Source organism: Proteus sp. HMSC14B05, from assembly GCF_001808035.1.
Classification (GTDB): Bacteria; Pseudomonadota; Gammaproteobacteria; order Enterobacterales; family Enterobacteriaceae; genus Proteus; species Proteus mirabilis.
This window is the reverse complement of sequence record NZ_KV791992.1, coordinates 1-22,417: the sequence shown is the minus strand read 5'-3', so window position 1 is coordinate 22,417 and position 22,417 is coordinate 1. Positions and strand designations below refer to the sequence as shown.

At 40.4% G+C, this 22,417-nt stretch carries 21 protein-coding genes; 19 read left to right on the top strand and 2 right to left on the bottom strand.

Annotation, left to right across the window (positions count from 1 at the left end):
- Window positions 1-83: 83 nt before the first annotated feature.
- Window positions 84-1,112, bottom strand: coding sequence for an EF-P beta-lysylation protein EpmB (epmB, locus tag HMPREF3129_RS10895; RefSeq protein ID WP_020946251.1), 1,029 nt, complete (start codon window positions 1,110-1,112; stop codon window positions 84-86).
- A 43-nt stretch (window positions 1,113-1,155) separates the two neighbouring features.
- Here epmB and efp point away from each other — a divergent pair, with 43 nt between their 5' ends.
- The 19 genes from efp to HMPREF3129_RS10800 all read left to right on the top strand — a co-directional run bounded on the left by efp (window position 1,156) and on the right by HMPREF3129_RS10800 (window position 21,234).
- The gene (gene efp, locus HMPREF3129_RS10890; RefSeq protein WP_004245698.1) at window positions 1,156-1,722 is read left to right on the top strand and encodes an elongation factor P; all 567 of its coding nucleotides are present in this window, start codon (window positions 1,156-1,158) and stop codon (window positions 1,720-1,722) included.
- A gap of 881 nt (window positions 1,723-2,603) precedes the next feature.
- Window positions 2,604-3,080 carry an RpiB/LacA/LacB family sugar-phosphate isomerase gene (locus HMPREF3129_RS10885; RefSeq protein WP_004249279.1) on the top strand — a complete coding sequence of 159 codons (477 nt, stop codon included), beginning with the start codon at window positions 2,604-2,606 and terminating at the stop codon, window positions 3,078-3,080.
- A gap of 236 nt (window positions 3,081-3,316) precedes the next feature.
- On the top strand, window positions 3,317-3,937 hold the full coding sequence (locus HMPREF3129_RS10880) for a 4Fe-4S dicluster domain-containing protein (protein WP_004245695.1): 621 nt from the start codon (window positions 3,317-3,319) through the stop codon (window positions 3,935-3,937).
- Between the two features lies 1 nt (window position 3,938).
- On the top strand, window positions 3,939-5,954 hold the full coding sequence (gene hyfB / locus HMPREF3129_RS10875) for a hydrogenase 4 subunit B (protein WP_036919058.1): 2,016 nt from the start codon (window positions 3,939-3,941) through the stop codon (window positions 5,952-5,954).
- A 12-nt stretch (window positions 5,955-5,966) separates the two neighbouring features.
- Window positions 5,967-6,917 carry a respiratory chain complex I subunit 1 family protein gene (locus tag HMPREF3129_RS10870; RefSeq protein WP_012368421.1) on the top strand — a complete coding sequence of 317 codons (951 nt, stop codon included), beginning with the start codon at window positions 5,967-5,969 and terminating at the stop codon, window positions 6,915-6,917.
- 6 nt (window positions 6,918-6,923) lie between these two features.
- On the top strand, window positions 6,924-8,372 hold the full coding sequence (locus tag HMPREF3129_RS10865; protein WP_012368420.1) for a hydrogenase 4 subunit D: 1,449 nt from the start codon (window positions 6,924-6,926) through the stop codon (window positions 8,370-8,372).
- An 11-nt stretch (window positions 8,373-8,383) separates the two neighbouring features.
- Window positions 8,384-9,034, top strand: coding sequence for a hydrogenase 4 membrane subunit (gene hyfE / locus HMPREF3129_RS10860; protein WP_004245691.1), 651 nt, complete (start codon window positions 8,384-8,386; stop codon window positions 9,032-9,034).
- A gap of 4 nt (window positions 9,035-9,038) precedes the next feature.
- Window positions 9,039-10,607 (top strand): hydrogenase 4 subunit F, encoded by a 1,569-nt coding sequence (locus HMPREF3129_RS10855; RefSeq protein ID WP_036919055.1) that lies wholly within the window; start codon window positions 9,039-9,041, stop codon window positions 10,605-10,607.
- Window position 10,608: 1 nt separating this feature from the next.
- Window positions 10,609-12,342: a hydrogenase large subunit gene (locus HMPREF3129_RS10850; RefSeq protein ID WP_004245689.1), complete on the top strand. Its 1,734-nt coding sequence runs from the start codon at window positions 10,609-10,611 to the stop codon at window positions 12,340-12,342.
- 11 nt (window positions 12,343-12,353) lie between these two features.
- On the top strand, window positions 12,354-12,908 hold the full coding sequence (gene hyfH / locus HMPREF3129_RS10845) for a hydrogenase 4 subunit H (protein ID WP_004245688.1): 555 nt from the start codon (window positions 12,354-12,356) through the stop codon (window positions 12,906-12,908).
- Window positions 12,905-13,687 (top strand): NADH-quinone oxidoreductase subunit B family protein, encoded by a 783-nt coding sequence (locus HMPREF3129_RS10840; protein ID WP_004245686.1) that lies wholly within the window; start codon window positions 12,905-12,907, stop codon window positions 13,685-13,687. Before hyfH ends, HMPREF3129_RS10840 begins: the two co-directional genes overlap by 4 nt.
- Complete coding sequence (locus HMPREF3129_RS10835; protein WP_036919051.1) at window positions 13,680-14,090, top strand: formate hydrogenlyase maturation HycH family protein; 411 nt, start codon at window positions 13,680-13,682, stop codon at window positions 14,088-14,090. Before HMPREF3129_RS10840 ends, HMPREF3129_RS10835 begins: the two co-directional genes overlap by 8 nt.
- Window positions 14,087-14,587 carry a hydrogenase maturation peptidase HycI gene (gene hycI / locus HMPREF3129_RS10830; protein WP_004245684.1) on the top strand — a complete coding sequence of 167 codons (501 nt, stop codon included), beginning with the start codon at window positions 14,087-14,089 and terminating at the stop codon, window positions 14,585-14,587. The genes HMPREF3129_RS10835 and hycI overlap by 4 nt, the downstream gene beginning before the upstream one ends.
- A 417-nt stretch (window positions 14,588-15,004) precedes the next feature.
- The gene (locus HMPREF3129_RS10825) at window positions 15,005-15,997 is read left to right on the top strand and encodes a glycosyltransferase (RefSeq protein WP_004245683.1); all 993 of its coding nucleotides are present in this window, start codon (window positions 15,005-15,007) and stop codon (window positions 15,995-15,997) included.
- Window positions 15,998-16,397: 400 nt separating this feature from the next.
- Window positions 16,398-17,981: an ABC transporter substrate-binding protein gene (locus tag HMPREF3129_RS10820; protein ID WP_012368417.1), complete on the top strand. Its 1,584-nt coding sequence runs from the start codon at window positions 16,398-16,400 to the stop codon at window positions 17,979-17,981.
- Window positions 17,966-18,949, top strand: a complete 984-nt coding sequence (locus tag HMPREF3129_RS10815; protein ID WP_036900320.1) for an ABC transporter permease — start codon at window positions 17,966-17,968, stop codon at window positions 18,947-18,949. Before HMPREF3129_RS10820 ends, HMPREF3129_RS10815 begins: the two co-directional genes overlap by 16 nt.
- Window positions 18,946-19,758 carry an ABC transporter permease gene (locus tag HMPREF3129_RS10810; RefSeq protein WP_004245680.1) on the top strand — a complete coding sequence of 271 codons (813 nt, stop codon included), beginning with the start codon at window positions 18,946-18,948 and terminating at the stop codon, window positions 19,756-19,758. Before HMPREF3129_RS10815 ends, HMPREF3129_RS10810 begins: the two co-directional genes overlap by 4 nt.
- Window positions 19,752-20,555 (top strand): ATP-binding cassette domain-containing protein, encoded by an 804-nt coding sequence (locus HMPREF3129_RS10805; RefSeq protein WP_004245678.1) that lies wholly within the window; start codon window positions 19,752-19,754, stop codon window positions 20,553-20,555. The genes HMPREF3129_RS10810 and HMPREF3129_RS10805 overlap by 7 nt, the downstream gene beginning before the upstream one ends.
- Before the next feature lie 67 nt (window positions 20,556-20,622).
- A complete protein-coding gene (locus HMPREF3129_RS10800) occupies window positions 20,623-21,234 on the top strand; it encodes an ATP-binding cassette domain-containing protein (protein WP_004249288.1) in 612 nt (203 codons plus the stop codon).
- 101 nt (window positions 21,235-21,335) lie between these two features.
- Here the strand turns inward: HMPREF3129_RS10800 and HMPREF3129_RS10795 are convergent.
- On the bottom strand, window positions 21,336-22,417 hold a 1,082-nt coding region (locus HMPREF3129_RS10795), incomplete at its 5' end, for an autotransporter outer membrane beta-barrel domain-containing protein (protein ID WP_254668248.1).

Genomic DNA, 22,417 nt, shown 5'->3' with positions numbered 1-22,417 from the left:
TGAGGTACTACTATTTTTACCGGATAGGCCTATTGTCTAGGCCAAATAACGGTATTCAATGTTATTTTATAAGTTCCTATCCACTATACTTGTCGTAAGCCTAAATCAAGCAAGGTTTTGCTTGGCTCTCCTCCAATTTCACGCGTGAGTTTAGGAACCATATAGCCAGAGACAAGACTCATTAATGATTTCATTATTTCGCGCGCTTCACTGTCTGGTACCATAAAATGAGCCGCTCCCTGTACTTTATCTAGCACATGAAGGTAATAAGGCATAATGCCTGCGTCAAATAGTGCACGACTTAAATCAGCAAGGGTTTGGGCATTGTCGTTAACCCCTCGCAGTAATACCCCTTGGTTTAATAGCGTAACATGGGCATTTTTTAGTTTTAAGCAAGCTTCTATTAACGCATCATCAATTTCATTTGCATGATTGATATGCAATACCATAATATTTTGTAAACGTGACTGCTGTAAGCGCTGACATAACCTATGAGTAATACGCGCAGGGATCACCACAGGTAAACGAGAGTGAATACGTAAACGTTTAATGTGGGGGATGGCTTCTAGCTGAGTAATTAACCAATCTAGCTCGTCATCTTTGGCCATTAGCGGATCGCCACCCGAAAAGATGATTTCATCGAGTTTTGGGTTATTTTTGATATACTCTATTGCCTTTTGCCAGTTAGCTTTGTTTCCCTTGTTATCTTCGTAAGGAAAATGGCGTCGGAAACAGTAACGGCAATTGACAGCGCAACCACCTTTGACCAAAAGCAATGCACGATTCTGATATTTATGTAATAAACCCGGCACCGCATTTTGTTGCTCATCTAATGGATCCGTAGAGAATCCCGGCGTTAGGGTAAATTCAGCATGTGCAGTTAATACTTGTAAAAGTAATGGATCGTTAGGATCGCCTTTTTTCATGCGCGCAACGAATTCACGGGGAACCCGTAAAGGAAAAAGTCGTCTCGCCTGAGCACCCCGTTGTAGTTCAGCGTGATGTTCCAGCGCTAAAAGTTGGAGTAATTCAACAGGATCACTGATTGCCTGCGCGAGTTGTGTTAACCAGACTTCTCTGGTGGTGTGATTATGAGTTACAATGTGTGCCATTTTTGGCTATGCCATTTTAAATTAAAAAAGTTAGAGGATATTCATGGCTTCTTATAATACCAACGATTTTCGTTCAGGTCTTAAAATCATGTTAGATGGCGAGCCAGCCGTCATTACTGAATGTGAATTTGTGAAACCAGGTAAAGGTCAGGCATTTGCTCGTGTGCGTCTGCGTAAACTGATTTCTAACAAATTACTGGAAAAAACCTTCAAATCTACTGATTCTGCTGAGGGTGCAGATGTCATGGATATCAACTTAACTTACCTGTACAACGATGGTGAGTTCTGGCATTTCATGAACAACGAAACCTTTGAACAATTAGCTGCAGACGAAAAAGCGGTTGGCGAAAATGCTAAATGGTTGATTGACCAAGCAGAGTGTATCGTTACACTGTGGGATAATCGTCCTATTGCTGTTGTTCCACCAAACTTTGTTGAGTTAGAAATCGTTGATACCGATCCGGGTCTGAAAGGGGATACTGCGGGTACAGGCGGTAAACCAGCAACATTAAGCACTGGCGCTGTGGTTAAAGTACCTCTGTTCGTACAAATCGGTGAAGTGATTAAAGTGGATACGCGTTCTGGTGAATATGTATCACGCGTAAAATAATCATCGCGATTATTTTCCCGAACGTTTATACCAATATAAAATACCACATATGCTCTCTTGATTGTGGTATTTTTATTTTATACGCAAAAAATTTGATAAATATAACAAATTATCTTTAAAAAAATTGATTAATTTACTTTAATACGGTGTTTTATAAAATCGTTATATAGATAAGTGATATAATATAAAATCAATATATTATTTCATTCTTTATTTATGCCAAAACAGCATGAGCAATGCCAGATTGGAATTGGTAAAAAATAGCCATTTTTTTACAATGTAGTTGTTGATTATTTTGGTAAAGATAATCCACAGCAATATTTATTTAATTTATTTTGACCTTTCCTTTTAGAGATATTGAAGAATATAGATAAAAACTGTAATCCTGTAATATTATTGATATTTATTTTTATTTTTTTGTACTAGGGAAACTATTTCCAATATAATACTATATCTAAAATATCTCTTTTATTTTTTCTTTTCTTATGTTTCGTTCTTATTTATCTGATAATTAGCACTTTTTATACTAGATTGATGCTTTTTGGTCTTTTTTCTATACGTAAATTCTCTTAAGTGTAAATTCATAATCAGATTAGTATATTATTTTAAAAAAATTTTTTCCTATCCTATAAACACAATTTTATTGTCATTAATTTTTTTTGATTTTCATCAAAAATAAAACCTTATGATTATGATGGTTATTTAAAATTCTCTAAATTGATTACAGAGAAATTTAAAATTTTTGAATATAAATAAAATATTTATCGTCTATACTTTAATAAGTAACAACTCATTGAGTGAGATATTTTTATTTGGTTTTAATGGTTATCAATCAGATATCTTTTCTTTGACCATGACTCTCAATTTATTTAGGAGGCGATATGGAACAGAAAATAATTGTTATGGGGGCAGATCCTTCAGGTTATGAGCTTAAAAATGCCGTCAAATCTCATCTACAAGCAAAAAATTACACAATAAAAGATATTACCGAATCAGGGCCTATTGGTTATTGTGATGTTGGTGATAAAGTTGGCGCTATTATTTCAGAACATCCTGAATATATTGGTTTTGTTTTTTGTGGCACAGGGATGGGAGTAAGTATTAGTGCTAATAAACATAAAAATGTTTATTGCGGGGTTTGTGAGAGTGTTACCACTGCGCGTTTTTGTAAAGTGATTAATAATTGCAATATGCTAGCCATGGGGGGGTTACTGATTACTCCCTTTAAAGCCAATATGATGGTAGATGCTTATTTATCTGCAACCTTTACACAAGGGTTTTCTGAAGCGACCCCAGATGATTTACAATGTGGCTTACAGACCATGAAAGAGGTTGAAAAGCGCATTTATACTGACTAATCCTTTTTTGTAAGCCTGCTTTTGCAGGCTTTTTCAATCATATCACTCTTTCCCACCACTTAAGTGTCAACGTCATAATTGTCGACACGTCATCAAGTAAATTAATTTTTATTTATAACGCATTGATTTTTAACAAAAATAAAATATTACTGCTCTTGGCATGAAATATGCTTCATCTAGAGAAAAATTAACGACAGTCGTGAGCTGTTAAACGTTTTTCTCGGAGGATGTGGCGAATGAATCGCTTTGTTATTGCAGAGCCACAACGATGCATAGGGTGTAATACCTGTATGGCAGCTTGTTCGGAAGTACACCAAGCTGTGGGATTACAGGCGCATCCGCGTCTTACAGTGGTAAAAGTGGAGGATCAGACCGCCCCGATGCTTTGTCGGCATTGTGAGGATGCTCCTTGTGCTAGTGTGTGCCCAGTCAATGCCATTACTCATGAAGATAATATGATCTTTCTTAATGAGAGCTTGTGTATTGGCTGTAAGTTATGCGGTTTGGTATGTCCTTTTGGTGCGATTACACCATCAGGCAGTAAACCCGTTAACTTACCGGCTGTGTTTGACCATTTTGTGCCTGAAGAGATGCTGGCAGATGTGCCCGCAAGTCTTCCTACTACCAATCCATTCCTTGCATGGAATGCGGGTATTCGCGCAATAGCAGTGAAATGTGACTTGTGTGCTTTCTCAGATGAGGGGCCTGCTTGCGTAAAAGTCTGTCCGACAGATGCCTTACATCTAGTTGAAGAAGATAGCCTTGAAGAGCAGATGAAAGCGCGTCGTTTAGACTCTGTGATGGAACCTATGACAAGTCTTGATGATCTATCTACGTTGACACAGGAGCGCAAGTAATATGGAACCTCTTCAGTTACTGATGTGGTCAATCATCCTGTATGTTGTTGGTGGCGTTATTGCACTGTTTTTAAAGAAACAGGAAGGATTGGCAATCCTAATATCGGGGATCAGCGCAATCATCGGTGGTGTATTAGGTGTTTTAAGCGCATTACCGGTTATTTTAAATGGTGAAACAATCAGTTTTGCTATGGCTGGGCCATTTGATTTCGCCGCTTTTGTGGTGCGTATGGATATGCTTGGCGCCTTTATGGTGTTTGTCATTTCTTTACTCGTCACTGTTTGTGCGTTGTATTCACTCTCTTATGTTCAAGAATACAAAGGTCGCGGCGCATGGAGTATGGGATTTTTTATGAATCTCTTTATTGCTTCCATGGTAGGACTGATTGTTATGGATAATGCGTTTTACTTTATTATCCTATTTGAAATGATGTCGTTAGCATCTTGGTTCTTAGTCATCGCTGACCAAGATGACGAATCTATCCACGCCGGTTTACTCTACTTCTTTATCGCTCACGCAGGCTCTGTGCTAATCATGATAGCCTTCTTCTTAATGTGGCGTGAAAGCGGTAGCCTTGATTTTGATTCATTCCGTCAACTTTCTCTTTCCCCTGCAATGGCTTCTGTGGTGTTCTTACTGGGCTTCTTCGGATTTGGTGCCAAAGCCGGTATGTTGCCATTACACAGTTGGTTGCCAAAAGCGCACCCCGCAGCACCCTCTCACGCTTCAGCATTAATGTCTGGGGTGATGGTGAAAATTGGTATTTTTGGCATCATCAAAGTAGGCATTGATTTATTAGGTGCTTCACAAATGTGGTGGGGAATTGTCGTTCTCGCATTCGGTGCTGTCTCTTCTGTATTAGGGGTTATGTACGCATTAGCAGAGCACGATTTAAAACGTCTCCTTGCATGGCACACCGTTGAAAATATCGGCATCATCTTGATGGGCGTGGGAGTTGGCATGGTAGGTATGGCAACCGATCATCCAGTGATTGCCGCTCTCGGTCTGCTTGGTGCGTTATACCACTTATTAAACCACGCGGTATTTAAAGGATTATTGTTCTTAGGTGCCGGAGCCATTATTAATCAAATTCACACTCGTGATATGGATAAGATGGGGGGATTAGCCAAACTAATGCCTTACACTGCAACGGCATTCTTAATTGGTTGTATGGCAATTTCAGCATTACCGCCATTAAATGGTTTTGTGAGTGAGTGGTATACTTATCAATCACTATTTACGATGAGTTACGATGGTAACTTTGTCATGCGCTTAAGTGGTCCTATTGCCATTATTATGTTGGCAATTACCGGGGCATTAGCGGCCATGTGTTTCGTCAAAGTTTATGGCGTCAGTTTTTGCGGTGGCCCACGTAGTGAGCAAGCGACTAAAGCTAAAGAAGTACCGTTGCCAATGACCATTGCTATGGGGTTATTAGCACTTTTCTGTGTTGTATTAGGTGTGGGTGCGGCTTTTGTTGCGCCAATTATTGCCAATATTGCAATGTCACTTAGCGAAACCAGTGCATTAACAGTGACTCAAGGTGCGATATTAATCCCTGATAGTGCATCACAAGCGATGTTCTCTCCTGCCTTAACATTTATTTTATTAATCGCCTTACCACTAATTCCATTCTTAATTTATCTCGGCTTAAAAGGTGGTCAACCTGCATTTCGCCGTAAAGGTAATCCATGGGCCTGTGGTTATGTCTGGGAAAAAGACATGGCGGTGTCCGCTGGGGGCTTTACTCAAGCACTACGTAGTATGTTTGCACCACTTTATCGTATGCGTAAACAGCTTGATCCATCACCTTGGCTTTCACGTGGCTTTAATAAAACACAGCGCGGTGCTGAAAAGGTCGAACCATTCTGGGATGAAAGCATTATTTATCCATTGGTTCGTGGTATCCAACGTTTTGCTAAACGTATCCAATGCCTACAAGGCGGCGATTTCAGACTCTATTGTCTATACGTGGTGGCAGCGCTGGTCATCTTACTTTTAGTTATCGCAGCGTAAGGAGAGGGAATGATGACTTTCCAAGAAACACCTTCGTTTATGATGGGAATATTCGCGGTTATTCAAGCACTCTTTCTGCTGGCGATAACCCCATTATGTACAGGTATTTCTCGCCAAATTCGTGCCAAGATGCATTCGCGTCAAGGTCCTGGTATTTGGCAGGATTACCGAGATATTTTTAAATTACTTAAACGTCAATCCGTTGCCCCTGAGCAATCTGGCGTGATCTTCCAAGTGATGCCTTATGTGTTATTAGGCAGTATGTTATTAGTGGCAATGGCATTGCCTGTCTTTACGGCAACCTCTTTGTTTGGCGGTGCAGCTGACTTAATTGCATTAATTTATCTGTTTGCGCTATTTCGTTTCTTTTTCTCTTTATCGGGTTTGGATTCAGGTAGTCCATTTGCGGGTATTGGGGCCAGCCGTGAACTGACATTGGGTGTATTAGTTGAGCCTATTTTAGTGCTTTCGTTGATTGTGGTGGCATTGATTGTGGGTTCAACCAATGTCGGCACTATCAGTGCGACACTCGCCCAAGGTTGGGTATCACCCACAGCTACACTTTTAGCCTTATTGGCTTGTGCTTTTGCGGCATTTATTGAAATGGGCAAAATGCCTTTTGACGTCGCGGAAGCAGAGCAAGAATTACAAGAAGGACCACTAACCGAGTACTCCGGCTCTGGTTTTGCCATGGTTAAACTGGGTATTGGTTTAAAACAAGTGGTGATTGCTGAGCTGTTCCTTGCCGTATTTATTCCTTTTGGCAAAGCGACTGAATTTACTTTTGTCGCGCTTCTTGTCGCCTTAGTGTTAATGGCCGTGAAATTGCTGGTCGTGTTTGTATTAGCGTCATTAGTTGAAAACAGTTTAGCGCGTGGTCGCTTCTTACTGACTCAGCATGTGACATGGTTAGGGTTCGGTGTTGCGGCACTGGCTTTTGTTTTCTATTTAACTGGTCTATAAGGAGCGATGATTGCAATGGAAAATATAGCTCTTGCGACCTTACTCATCCCATTTGCAGGGGCGTTAATTACGTCCATACTGCCAAATCGGATGGCGAAGTGGTTATGTACACTGTTCGCTTTATTAGCCACATTAGGTACTGTTGTTTTAGGTTGGCAGTTCCTCGCTGAAGGTAAAGTCGATACCACAATTACGCTAGTACAATATGGTGATGTTGCGCTATTTGGTTTTACCATTGATCGCGTCAGTACCTTAATTGCTTTTGCCGTTGTGTTCTTAGGATTACTCGTTAGTTTTTATTCAACGGGTTATCTCACTAACGGTAACCGTGAGCATCCCCATGATGGGACTCGTCGTTATTATGCTTTCCTGTTGATCTTTATTGGTGCTATGGCAGGTTTAGTACTGTCATCTACCATTTTAGGGCAACTGCTGTTTTTCGAAATTACCGGTGGTTGTTCTTGGGCATTAATTGGTTATTACCAATCAGAGAAGTCATTGCGTTCGGCAATGAAGGCATTGTTAATTACTCATGTTGCGTCAATCGGTCTGTATCTTGCAGCAGCAACCTTGTTTGTAAGTACGGGTTCGTTTGAACTAACTGCGATAGCAACATTAGATGAGCCAACAAAACTGATTGTCTTTGGCGGTATTCTGTTTGCTGCTTGGGGTAAATCAGCACAGCTTCCTTTACAAGCTTGGTTACCTGACGCAATGGAAGCACCAACACCTGTAAGTGCTTACTTACACGCTGCGTCAATGGTTAAAGTGGGTGTGTATATCTTTGCTCGTGCCATTATTTCAGCCGGTGATGTCCCTCATATCATTGGTTGGGTGGGGATCGCCATGGCGGTTATCACTCTGATTTATGGCTTTATGATGTATCTGCCACAAAAAGATATGAAACGTCTGTTAGCATGGTCAACCATTACACAGCTTTCTTATATATTCCTCGCGTTATCTATCTCAATCTTTGGACCTCGTGAAGCCTTTAATGGTGGTGTGGCTTATATCTTTAACCACGCTTTTGCTAAAAGTTTGTTCTTCTTAGTCGCAGGTGCTCTAAGTTATAGCTGTGGTACTCGTATGTTACCGCGCTTAAAAGGGTTAATTAATAAATATCCATTGCTGGGTGTGGGCTTTTGTGTTGCTGCGTTAGCGATTGCAGGTGTACCTCCACTCAATGGTTTCTTTAGTAAATTCCCTATCTTTGCAGCAGGCTTTGAATTATCGAGTGTGTTCTGGGTAATGACACCTATTATGGTTCTGGTGCTGATTGAATCTGTTGCAAGTTTCACTTGGTTTATCTACTGGTTTGGCCGTGTGGTGCCAGGAGAACCAAGTAAAGAAGTTGCGCAAGGACAACCAGTTCCTATGGCAATGCAAATTGTGATTGGAATACTGATTATTATGTCTTTCGCATCCAGTGTTATTGCTGTGACTTGGCTAGGATAAGGGGATAAATCATGACTGGAGCACTTATTGTTAATAATTTAGCGGGGTTAATGATGATCACCTCGCTACTGGTGATAGGCGCAAGAAAGCCTATTGCTTCCTGTTGGTTTTATGCTCTGCAATCCTTTGTTTTGGTGATGATTTTTGTCACTTTAGCAAATACGCTAGATGCACATCAACTGACACTTTGGGCGATAACCGCCTTCTTTACCAAAGTTCTACTCGTTCCACTTATCTTAGGATTTGCCTTCCGCAAATTATCCGATCCGAGCGCCAATATCAGTGTCATTAAACCGGCATTATTGATGTTATTAGCCGCCGTGATTGTGATTTTATGTTGGTTTGTGGTTGAGCCAATTCAAATACCTATGGTGGCGGAATTGAAACCTGCATTAGCGGTCTCTTTAGGTCATTTTATGCTAGGTCTACTGTGTATTGTGACTCAACGAAATATTCTAAAACAAGCATTTGGTTACTGCTTAATGGAAAACGGCTCTCACTTAACACTCGCTTTATTAGCGTGGAGGGCACCAGAGTTGGTAGAAATTGGTATAGCAACGGATGCCATTTTTGCTGTGATTGTCATGGCAGTATTGGCGCGTAAGATTTACCGCACGCTCAACACACTGAACGTGGATCAACTGACCGCGCTGAAGGGGTGAGGAGATGAATCAAACAACCATGTTAACAATCTTAATGTTTGCACCGCTGGTATTTTCGATATTGGCATTTTTAAGCCCATTATTGAAAGCAGCAGCACGTTCTATCGTTACAGGCATTCATACTATAGGTATTTTTGTCTTAGTTATTGCCGCGTTAGGCACTGTTGCTGATGTGATGTCCCATGGCGAAATATTGGCGGCAGCGAAATGGGTTCATGTTGATAGTTTAGGGGCACTATTTCTAGCCATTTTAGGCATCATTGGTTTTTTAACCGGCCTGTATTCTATTGGTTATATGAATCATGAAGTGGATGAGGGCGAAATTTCTGTTCGTACTTTATGTAACTACTATGGTTTCTTCCACCTCTTCCTTTTCACCATGTTATTAGCGATCACCAGTAATAACTTGATCTTGATGTGGGCCGCGATTGAAGCCACAACATTAAGCTCTGCTTTTTTAGTAGGGATTTATGGTCAACGCTCTTCATTAGAAGCTGCATGGAAGTACATTATTATCTGTAGTGTCGGTGTCGCATTTGGTCTTTTTGGCACAATTTTAGTTTATGCCAATGCAGCAAGCTTTATGCCTGATCCTGATCAGGCCATCTTCTGGACAGAAGTGTTGAAATATACACATCAGTTAGATCCAACACTGATGCATTTAGCTTTTGTATTTATTTTGATCGGTTTCGGTACCAAAACCGGGTTATTCCCAATGCATGCATGGTTACCAGATGCTCACAGTGAAGCGCCAAGCCCTGTTAGTGCGCTGTTATCTGCGGTGTTATTAAACTGTGCGCTGTTAATCATTATTCGTTACTACATTATTATTGATGCAGCAATAGGCACTGAATTCACTCGTAACCTATTGTTAATCTTTGGCTTCCTCTCTGTTGCTATCGCCGCGTTCTTTATTCTGATCCAGCGCGATATGAAACGCTTATTAGCGTACTCCAGTGTGGAAAACATGGGGTTAATTGCAGTGGCTCTGGGTATTGGTGGCCCGATTGGGATTTTGGCGGCTTTATTCCACACGTTAAACCACAGCTTAGCAAAAGCATTGCTGTTCTGCGGCTCTGGTAACGTGTTACTGAAATACGGTACACGGGATCTAAATGTCGTGAAAGGCATGTTTAAAGTAATGCCATTAAGTGCTGCATTATTTGCTGGCGGTGCTTTGGCATTAGGGGGCATGCCACCATTTAATGTCTTTATCAGTGAATTTATGATTGTTGTTGCAGGCTTAGCAGCTAAGCATATGGGATTAACAATTCTATTATTATTGTTATTAACCGTAGTATTAGGTGGATTAGTTCGTATGGTAGCTAAAACGGTATTTGGTCCAAAACCGGATGTGGTTGCCAAAGGTGAATTAGGTCTGTTAACCACACTACCGATGATCATTTTGATTGCGCTTATGTTGTTAATGGGAACACATATTCCTAAGCCAGTCAGTGAGTTATTGGAGAACGCAGCCAATATCGTGATGAATATCGATGAGAGTGGATCACCAAATTATACATGGCCAACAACGTTAATCAGCAATCCATCAATATCGCTTCAGGAGAAGTAACGTGAGCTATCAAAATTATGTCAGTAGAAAAGAGGGAAACGAACTCGGTGCGGGTTATGTTGCTAAAGTTCGAGAAAAATTCCCATCAGCTATTCTTGATGAAGAGCGACAAACCGCTGATCAATTGACGATAACAGTTAAAACGGGATCACTGCCTGAAGTGGTGGAGTATCTATATTACGGTTTAGGAGGCTGGTTACCTGTTTTATTTGGTAACGATGAACGTAGTTTAAATGGTGATTATGCCGTCTATTACGCCTTATCGATGGAAGAGGGTGAAAAGTGCTGGATAGTCGTTAAAGCACACGTTAGTCCTATTACACTTGAATTTCCTTCTGTTACCCCGCGAGTTCCTGCAGCAGTATGGGGAGAGCGTGAAATTCGTGATATGTATGGTCTTATTCCTGTGGGCTTACCGGATGAGCGTCGTTTAGTGCTTCCAGATGATTGGCCTGAAGATATGTATCCGTTACGTAAAGATGCCATGGATTATCGCCAACGTCCAACGCCAACCACAGAAACAGAAACCTATCCGTTTGTGAACGAAGGCAAACAAGATGCGCGTGTCGTTCCTATCGGCCCTATGCATATTACGTCTGATGAACCGGGACATTTCCGTTTATTTGTTGACGGTGAAAATATTGTTGATGCTGACTATCGCATGTTCTATGTACACCGTGGTATGGAAAAATTGGCAGAAACCCGTATGGGCTATAATGAAGTGACTTTCCTATCAGACCGTGTCTGTGGGATTTGTGGCTTTACACATAGCGTGGCATATACCACTTCTGTTGAAAATGCGTTAGGTATTGAAGTGCCTCGTCGCGCTCATACTATCCGTTCTATTTTATTAGAAGTTGAACGTCTACATAGTCATTTATTAAATATCGGTTTAGCAAGTCACTTTACCGGATTTGATACCGGTTTCATGCAATTCTTCCGTATTCGTGAAAAATCCATGCAGATTGCTGAAATGCTGACGGGAGCACGTAAAACCTACGGCTTAAACTTAATTGGTGGTATTCGCCGCGATATTTTAAAAGATCAACGTATTAAAACTATCCAATTAGTCAGAGAAATGCGCAAAGAAGTCACTGAATTAGTCGACATCTTACTTTCTGCGCCAAATATGGAACAGCGTACCGTTGGGGTCGGGATTTTAGATAAGAAAGTCGCGCGTGATTTCAGCCCGGTAGGCCCGATGATCAGAGCCAGTGGTTTTAAACGTGATGTACGCTTTGATCACCCATTTGCAGATTATGGCAACTTACCATTAACTCTATTTAGTTATGAAGGTGGGGATGTTTTCTCACGTGTGATGGTGCGTATTAAGGAAGTGCTTGATTCTATGGCAATGATTGAATATGCCTTAGATAATCTGCCGGAAGGACCGTTATTAACAGAAGGCTTTACCTACCAACCTTATAAATTTGCACTTGGTTTTACCGAAGCTCCACGAGGTGAAGATATTCACTGGAGTATGTTGGGTGATAATCAAAAATTATTCCGTTGGCGTTGTCGTGCGGCCACTTACGCTAACTGGCCAGTACTACGTTATATGTTACAAGGAAATACGGTTTCTGATGCACCATTAATTATCGGTAGCCTCGATCCTTGTTACTCCTGTACAGACAGGGTAACGCTTGTCGATGTGAAAAAACGTAAATCGAAAACAGTTTCTTATAAAGAAATTGAACGTTATAGCATCGAACGTAAAAATTCGCCGCTCAAGTGAGGGACTGAACGATGTTAAAATTGTTTAAAACCATTATCAAAACAGGCGATGCAACAACCAAATATCCTTTTAAACCATTAGAACTCCCTGATGGTTTTAGAGGAAAACCTGAGTACTCACCTGAGCAATGTATTGTTTGTGGGGCTTGTACTTCTGCATGTCCTGCGAATGCACTGACCATGGAAACCAACCTCGAAACGGGTGAACGTCACTGGCAGTTATTTATTGGTCGTTGTATTTATTGCGGCCGCTGTGAAGAAGTCTGCCCAACTCGGGCAATTGTATTATCAGATATGTTTGAAACGGCAGTCACACAAAAATCAGATCTTTATATTAAAGGTACATTTAAATTATTAAGCTGCCGTGAGTGTCATCAACCCTTTACACCTAGAAAATCTGTTGATTACGCTATGGCACTGCTGGTGCAATCGGGTTGGGATGCACAAACTGTTGAGGCAATGCGTCCACAATTTGAAACTTGCCCAGAGTGTAAACGTAAACATAACCTACTCTCTGATGGTCAAGAAAATATTAGTATGGGCAATGTCGGGAGTGTGAAAAAATGAGTCTACCAGAAATTCCCATCAATCATCATGTCAGCCAACCTATCACATTAAGTGATCAGGTGAAAAAGCTGAAAAAAACGTTATTGAAAGATATTCAACGTTCCGCGTATGTTTATCGTGTTGACTGTGGTGGTTGTAATGGTTGTGAGATTGAAATTTTCTCTGCAATTACACCTGTTTTTGATGCCGAGCGATTTGGTATCAAGGTGGTTGCTTCACCTCGCCATGCTGATATTTTGTTATTTACTGGTGCCGTAACACGCCAAATGCGTGTACCGGCATTACGTGCTTATGAATCAGCACCAGATCCCAAAATTTGTATCTCTTATGGGGCTTGTGGTTGTGGTGGTGGGATATTCCACGATCTCTATTGTGTATGGGGTGGGAGTGAAACCATCGTTCCTATTGATGTGTGGATCCCTGGTTGTCCTCCGACACCTGCAGCAACTATTTATGGTTTTGCTGTGGCATTAGGCTTATTAGATCAAAAACTAAAAGGTCAAAATCACACTGAAGTGGATAATGAGCAAGCGTCACTGTTACTGCCGTCGATCCCTCTTGATACTCGGGTAATGATAGAGCGGGAAGCTCGTCGTCTTGCTGGTTATTATCAAGGGCGACAAATTAGTGATCATTTCCTCACTTTACTTGATGGTGCCACAGTACAAGAAGTCAGTGGGCGTGTTGATGAATGGTTACGCCAAGCGAATGATCCTCGTTTAGCGGAAATTGTAAAACGACTGGTGCATTCATTAAACCAAGGAGGCGTTCATGTCTGATGACGCTAAAGTTTACTTTTGGTCATTAAGACAAAAGTTTGTTGATAGCGATGATGATATACCTGAGCAGGCGCAACAAGTGATGTACTACTCGTTGGCGATTGGTCATCACGTCGGCATGATTGACTGCTTAAAAACAGAGTTGGTTTGTCCTTTAGAAAAATATCGAGCATGGATTGATTTATTACCTGAGGGGGAAGCAAAACGAAAAATGCAAGGATTGCTGACTTTCGGTGAGATCAATATCAATTCTGAACATACTCACATGTTAGCTTTAGCTTTCGATCCTATTGCCAAAAGTGATGATCCACTTTTTAGTGAGTGGAGCCAAACGCTGATTAATTTATTAGGTGAAATTGTTATAGAGCCAGCGATTTATTTGATAGTAAAGAGAAAACCATGAGTGAAACAATGACAGCACCTAAGGTCGTATTAACGGTAGGAAATAGCATGATGGGGGATGATGGAGCCGGTCCTCTGTTAGCGGATTTAATGGAAGCAAACCCGATTGATGGTTGGATGGTTATCAATGGGGGAAGTGCGCCAGAGAATGTTTCTTATCAAATAAGAGCATTACAACCGCAATGTGTTGTCATTGTTGATGCGGCTGATATTGGTTTAAAACCTGGTGAAATAAGGGTAATAGATCCTGATTATATTGCAGAAATGTTTATTATGAGCACCCATAACATGCCGTTAAATTTTCTGATAGATCAATTAAAGGACGATATCCCCGATATTACTTTCTTGGGGATCCAGCCCGATCTGGTGGGATTCTATTACCCAATGACCGAAGCGGTAAGAAACGCTGTTGATAAAGTTTATCAAGGCATTAAGTCTTGGCGAGTTGATTACTTTCCTGAGCTTGAAGTCTGTGATGAAGACGATATCGAAGAATAGAAAAATTAAAGTATAAAAAACATAAAGTATAAATAAGTATCCATAAGTAAAAAACATCCGTTCTGCGGATGTTTTATATTAATGAGTGATATAAGTGTCACAACCACCAAAAAAAGACAGTTTTGTAACTTATATCACTCATGGATAAACAGTCATCTTGAGCCTATCTTTTTTAAAAAACGCACATCCTTAACCCTTTCTTCATCAGTATCAAGACAAAATTACTTATACTTAGCCTAACTAGTGGATTTTAGAGGCCTAATTGGCTCAAAAAGCGCACTTTTTGATTAATGTTAAGTGTAACATAGCAAGATTAGCTTCATATTAAGCTAACTATCTTTGCTACCCTTAATGCCCTTAAGCAAAAATGTTCACGACAAAATATTTCTGTCTTATTAAAAAAATAAAAGGTTCGGTATGTCCTCTTCTTTTCCCCAATTAAGTATTGTGGTGGCGGTTTTTAATGGTGAAAAATTTTTACCACAGTTTTTTAATTGTTTACATGCACAACAACTGGAAAACTGGGAACTTATTTTAGTTGATGATGGCTCTACTGATAACTCTCGTCAGATCTTAGATAAATGGGAAAAACACTTTCCCAATGTCACTATTTTAACACAAGAAAACCAAGGTGTTTCCGTTGCGCGTAATACAGGATTTGCTGTTGCAAAGGGGGAATACGTTGCTTTTCCTGATATTGATGATGTGATAGATAAACGCATGTATCCCCGATTACTTGAAATTGCCAAGGCCGATAATTTGGATGTGGCAACCTGTAATGGGAATTATGTTTATGATGATAAAAACCGACCAACACGCCCTATCTTTCCTTCAACGCGTTTAACAACCACAGAGGTATTAACCGGGCCTCAATGGCTTGAACGTGCTCTTGAATCGAAAAAGTTCTTACATGTTACATGGCTAAATATTTATCGACGTCAGTTTTTATTGGAGCATGGTTATTACTTTGAGCCGGGTTTGCATCACCAAGATATTCCTTGGACGACAGAAGTGTTATTAACGGCGAAACGGGTAAAATATATCGATGAGCGTTATTACGACTATTTTATTCATTCTGGCTCCGTGTCGCATACGACACCCGATGATCGTATTCATGTAAGAACAATTTATAACTATATGAAAATACTTGAGATGCTGGATGCTATTAATCAACGCCATGCTGAGATAGCAAAAACGATCAATGCTTGTTATTGGCAAATAGCCAAAGAAGGTTTAGGTATTATTCATTCTATTGATGCGATTAGTTCACCAGAAACCAAAAAACAGATAGTTAAGGTATTTTTTGAGCGGGGGATTTGGGCCTTAATTTGGAAAAATGCGAAAGATTTTAGATTAAAATGGCGTTTAGGCCGGCGTTATTTTCGACTGAAAAAAATATTAGCAGAATAAATATAAAGGGGTGTAATAATTTGCACCCTTTATTTTTTCATTAATATACTTATCGTAAAATTAGGTTATTTCGTAAAAATAGCAATTTATTTTGTTATATGCTCACGATTAAGAATGAGCATAACCTATATAACTGATTTATTAGAAAAAAACTGTGCTCTATTTAAAATTTTGTCATATTGAACGCTATTGCTTGATGAAAGTTTATGTAAAATCAATAAAATGTTGGATATTATTCGAGTAATTCAAGAAAAGCTTTTATGATGCCAAGCAATTAATCCTTTTGTCTGCATCAATGTGCAGAACATCATAATAACAACAGTTAACTTATTTCTTTTCTGTCTCTTTCAAACAGATTGAGACTGATGATAAGTCGTATCTAAAAAATCGGAGAATATTTATGTCTATTCGGTTTAGTTGGCGAAAATCGTTTATTGCTTTATCCTGCTTAGCCGCACTTAGTGTTCCTGTTACTACTTCAGCACAAACCTTAAAATTAGCCATTGGTGAAGAGCCGACAGAAGGTTTTGATCCCATGTTAGGGTGGAGCCATGGTAGCTACTTACTGCTACACAGCCCATTATTAAAGCAAAATGCGGATCTGAGTTGGTATAGCAATATGCTCAGTGATTATCAGCCTAGTGCAGAGGGCACAACATGGAAGCTGACGTTAAAACCAGATTTGAAATTTTCTGATGGTTCCCCTTTAACCGCAAAAGATGTTGCCTTTACCTATAACAATGCCGCGGCAAGTGGCGGTAAAGTGGATATGGGAAACTTTCTTTCTGCAACTGCAGATGATGATTTACATGTCACTATTGCTTTAAAAGCGCCTCAAAGTACTTTTGTTAATGTATTAGGCTCGCTAGGCATTGTTTCAGCTGATAAATATGATGAAAAAACCTATGCACAAAAGCCGATTGGTGCCGGTCCTTATCGTATGGTCAGTTTTCAACCGGGTCAGCAACTCATCGTTGAGGCAAACCCTTATTATGCGGGTAAGAAAAATGATTTCGAAAAGCTTATCTTTGTTTTTCTTGATGAAGATGCCGCTTTTGCTGCCGCTCAAAGTGGACAACTAGGGGTTGTTCGTATTCCTCCTGCCACCGCAGCCATTGCTAAAAATTTGCCTAATGTAAAATTGTGGGAAAGAGCCAGTGTTGAAAATCGTGGTATCGTCTTTCCTATGGTGAAATCAGGTGAGAAAAATGCGCAAGGGTATGATATCGGTAATGATATCACTGCAGATATCGCCATCCGTAAAGCGATTAACTATGCCCTTAACCGCCAATTACTGGCAGAGCAAGTATTAGATGGATATGCAGTTCCTGCTTATACCGGCGTAAAAGGATTACCTTGGGATCAAACCGAGGCCGCATTTAAAGATGGTGATATTGAAAAAGCCAAACAAATTCTTGATGATGCGGGTTGGAAACTCAATAAAAATGGCATTCGAGAAAAAGACGGTTTAGAAGCGAAATTGACACTCTGGTACACCAGTGGTGATGCAACTCGTCGTGATTTAGCAGAATCAATTCGTGCGTTAGTGCAACCTCTTGGCATTCAAATGGATCTTAAGTCAGGAAGCTGGGATACCGTAGAGCGTTATATGCACTCAAACCCGACTTTGTTTGGTTGGGGAAGTCTTGATCCGATGGAGCTCTATCATCACTATAGTATGAATGCTGCAGGTGTGGGTTACTATAATCCTGGGTATTATAAAAATCCTGCCGTTGAAAAACATTTACAAGCAGCATTAGATGCACCGACATGGCAACAAGCGGTACCACATTGGCAAGCGGTAGAGTGGGATGGTAAAAATGGCGTCGGTATCAAAGGTGATGCTGCTTGGGCTTGGTTAATGAATATTCAGCATACTTACTTAACCGATCCTTGTGTTGATTTAGGCACTGGCGCTCCGGAAATTCACGGTTCATGGTCATTATTAAATAGCGTAGATACTTGGAAGTGGACTTGTCAGTAATACGTCAAACAGTAGGATTTTTCCTGCGATTATTATGCCTGCTGCTGGTAACAACAGCAGGTGTTTTTATTTTATTAAGTTTTTCGCCGATTGATCCGATCAAGGCCTATATCGGTAGTGATTTGCTAAACGTTCCGCCTGAGCAGTATCCGCTGATAGCGGCTCGCTGGGGGATGGATCAGCCTCTATGGATGCGTTTTTGGCTCTGGTTTAGCCAGATAATCCAAGGTGATTTTGGTTATTCCATGCTCTATAACATGCCGGTTATTGATGTTATTCGCCAACGGGCAGGGCCTTCGTTTATCCTGCTTTTTTCTGCGTGGCTATTTTCAGGTGTAATAGGGGTGTTAATGGGGTTAGTGGCAGGACGATATCTTAATCGTTGGCCTGATAGGATCATCTCAACCCTCTCTTATTTGCTGGCCTCATTACCGACTTTTTGGGTTGGATTGCTGTTGTTATCGCTGTTTTCGGTAACGTTACACTGGGCACCTATTTGCTGTGCATGGCCGATGGGCAGTAGTGCTGAAGCAGCCACATTGAGCCAACGTTTTTCGCATCTTATTTTACCTATGATAGCGTTAGGATTATTAGGTACAGGTAATATCGCACTGCATACTCGCGCAAAAGTTGCTGAAGTGATGGGCAGTGAATTTATTCATTTTGCTAAAGCCCAAGGTGATAAAGGTTGGGCTATGATGCTTTTTCATGTTCTACGTCATGCCATTACTCCCGCACTTTGCTTACAGTTTGCATCAATTGGTGAATTGTTAGGTGGTTCATTATTGGCGGAGAAGGTTTTTGCTTATCCGGGATTAGGGCAAGCGACAGTAGATGCCGGATTGCGTGGGGATATCCCTCTATTAATGGGGATTGTTGTATTTAGCACAATTCTCATTTTCTTTGGAAACAGTATCTCTAACCACTTGTTACGACGAATTAATAAAGGAATTTTGCGCGACTTATGATTTACGATCCCAATAAGCCTTTATTTAGACTGCTATTTGTCTCAATCGTATTAGTGGGGCTGGTTATTTATGGCTTATCTGTTTCTCATACTGATATTGTGATGGATTTTTTAGCTAGAAACCAAGCGCCATCTACTCAGTACTGGTTTGGCACGGATAATTTAGGCCGTTCACTGTGGTTACGCTGTTTTCAAGGTATGTTAAGTAGCTTAAATATCGGTGTAACTAGTGCCGTTGTCAGTGGTGCTATTGCTTTGATATTTGCTGGGATCTCCTCCATTAATCGCCATTGTGATTTATTGGTCAGAGGGGTGGTTGATGCCTTGTTAGCATTACCTCATTTACTGTTGTTGATCTTGATCTGTTTTACTTTAGGTGGGGGACAGCAAGGTGTTATCTGGGCTGTTGCATTAACCCATTGGCCCAAATTAGCCCTAATTTTACGTGGTGAAATTCAACGTATTCGTGAAGCAGATTATGTGATGCTATCTCGCCGTATTGGCAATACACCTTTTGAGTGTGTGAAAAAACACTATATCCCAATGTTATTACCGCAATGGATTGTAGGAACGTTGCTTATGTTTCCACATGCGGTATTGCATAGTGCTGCGTTGAGCTTTTTAGGTTTTGGGCAAGCAGCGCATGAGCCTTCTCTTGGATTGCTATTAGCGGATGCCTTACGTTATTTAAGTACCGGTGCTTGGTGGATGGTGTTTTTTCCCGGATTAATTTTAATGTGCTTGGTATTGATATTTGATCAATTTGCTAAAGCCATGCAGCAACTATGGTTAAGAGGGGCAGGATGTTAAGTTTTGAACAGCTTTCCATTGATATTGCGCAGTTTCGTTGGTTAGGAAAGCGCACTTGGCAGCCTTTATTAAAATCTATTTCTCTTGATATTAAACCTGGCAAAATGCTGGCTTTAGTGGGGGGCAGCGGTGAAGGTAAAAGTTTACTCCTGCAAAGTGCATTGGGACTACTACCTGCTAATATGCGAACCCGAGGCACAATTAAACTTAATGGGCATCCGTTAACCGAGCGAGAGCTTATTGCTTATCGTGGTAATACTTTTTGCTATATTCCTCAAGGTGTAACAGCGCTTAATCCGTTAATTAGCATTGGTGAACAACTGGGCCGTTCAGCGCGGTTAAGTGGTGCTGATATCACCTATGAAGATATTAAACACCAATTTGGTTTATATCACCTCTCTAGCTCGTTAGTGAAAACTTACCCCGCAAAATTATCGGGGGGAATGGCTAAACGAGTACTCGCCTGCAATGCAACATTATCTAATGCACAATATATACTGGCTGATGAGATAACATCATGGCTTGATGATGAACACGCTTGTTTATTGCTAGAGCATTTAAAAGAGTTATGTCACCAAGGTAAATCAGTCCTATGGGTCACCCATGATTTAGCTTTGGCTGCTCGTTATGCCGATACCATTGCTGTGTTGAGGCAAGGGGAGCTAAATGAGATAGTCGCTGCTAAAGCGCTTTATCATCATGGTGGGAGTGAGTGGCTAAAAACATTGTGGAATGCACTGCCTGAACAGCAGTTTTTAGATCTACAAGAGGGGGCTTGCAACCCATACCCATATTGAGTAGTGATAGATTATCTTCTTTATATACCTTTTTCTCTTAGAGAACCCTATTTTTGAGGTTATTTTTATGCCGCTTTTAGCGCTACAACAACTCTCTGTGCAACAAGCTGGTAAGATGTTATGGCATGATCTCTCTTTTTCATTAGAGGCGGGAGAGCGCTTAGGCATTTCTGCGCCAAGTGGTAGAGGAAAAACAACGTTAGGTCGTGTATTAGCACAATGGCAAATGCCGACTAGTGGGCAAATTCTTTTTAATCAGCAACCTCTGCCTAAGAAAGGTTATTGCCCCATTCAACTGGTTCCGCAACATCCTGATAAATGTTTTAATCCATTTAGAACAACCGGAGAGAGTGTACGTGATGCATGGGTGCCTGATAGCCTGTGGCTTGAAAAATTGATGATAGAGCCAGAGTGGTTAACCCGTAGGCCTAATGAGTTATCAGGAGGAGAATTGGCACGTATTGCATTATTACGAGCACTTGATCCTCGAACACAATTATTAATTGCAGATGAAGTGACTGCACAATTAGATGCACAGATCCAAGCCAAAATTTGGCAAGTATTAATCGATGAAAGTCAAAAACGTCCTTTAAGTTTAATTATCTTTAGTCACAATAAAGCCTTACTAGAAAAAGTATCTACCAGAATATGGTTGGTAGATAAGGAAAAAACATGTTGATAGTAAAAAGGATACTGGAGCGATTTTAATAAAAAAAAGCTTCCTGTATTTTGAAATATAGGAAGCAAACTATTACTACTAATTATAATAATAATAAGGAATTAAAAACGATATGTATAACCAATACCCATATGAATATCTTGATTACGATAAGGGGTCATTTGCCAATTTGTTGTCGTATTAACAGATGACTGTTTATCTAGTTGGTAAGTTAGCCCTACACTAGCAAATGGACGCTGTGCTAACTGTTTTTTGTTGTCGTTATAGTTAATTTTTTGCTGACCTAGATAATCAATATGACTTTGGAAGTCACCTTGGTGATGTGATAAATGCCATAATAAACCCGCTTTGCTGTCCAGTTTGAGTTTGGCATTGACTGTATACTCTATTCCTAATCCTATTTTTGCAAGCAATGAATGTGCATTAAGTTCTTGATAATGGACTGCAAGTTTAGTCCCTTGTGTTTCGCTATAAGCAGAGCGTGATGTTTGATTAAAAGTAAGTCCTGCAAAAGGCGTTACAGTGATAAGGTTATTGAGTGTGTAAGGATAATATCCTTGTAAATCAATATAATAACCGGAGATCTTTGCGTGGCCTTTACCCGCTTCGGTATTATCTAATATTGGTCTTTTAATCGTGACTTTGCGGTTTACATATGCCCCTTTTAATGAAAGATGTAATGCATTGCCATTCGAGGTTGGGTTTAGTGACGGGATTAAATCAACGCTAAAACCAATTAACGGTAAAGGGTATCCTTGATATTCATAGCCTGTCGGTAAAGAAGAGTAGCTATCGCTATCAATAGCAAGACCAACCACTAATGGTGTTTGATTGATATCAAAACGATAAGCTCCACTAATACCCGTTTGTATAGCGTTGGCTTTATCAATATTTTGATAGTGTGTGAAGCCACTAAGACATGCTTTTTCAGTACCGACAGAACAGGTGGCAGAAGCGAGATAGCGCAATTGCCCTTGTTGCATATCGATAAGTTTATAGCCGTTTTCAGCCATTAATTGCATTGATTTATAGCTGTTTTCTACATCGATTGGTTTACTGATAGCTGTCGATGATTTTGCTGTTTCTTTCTCTTTTACCTTTTCTTTAGCCTGTTGTACTTGTTCATCTTCTACAGGGGGAAGTTCTTTATCAGCTTGTAGTCTGGCTAGGCGCTCTTGCTCCG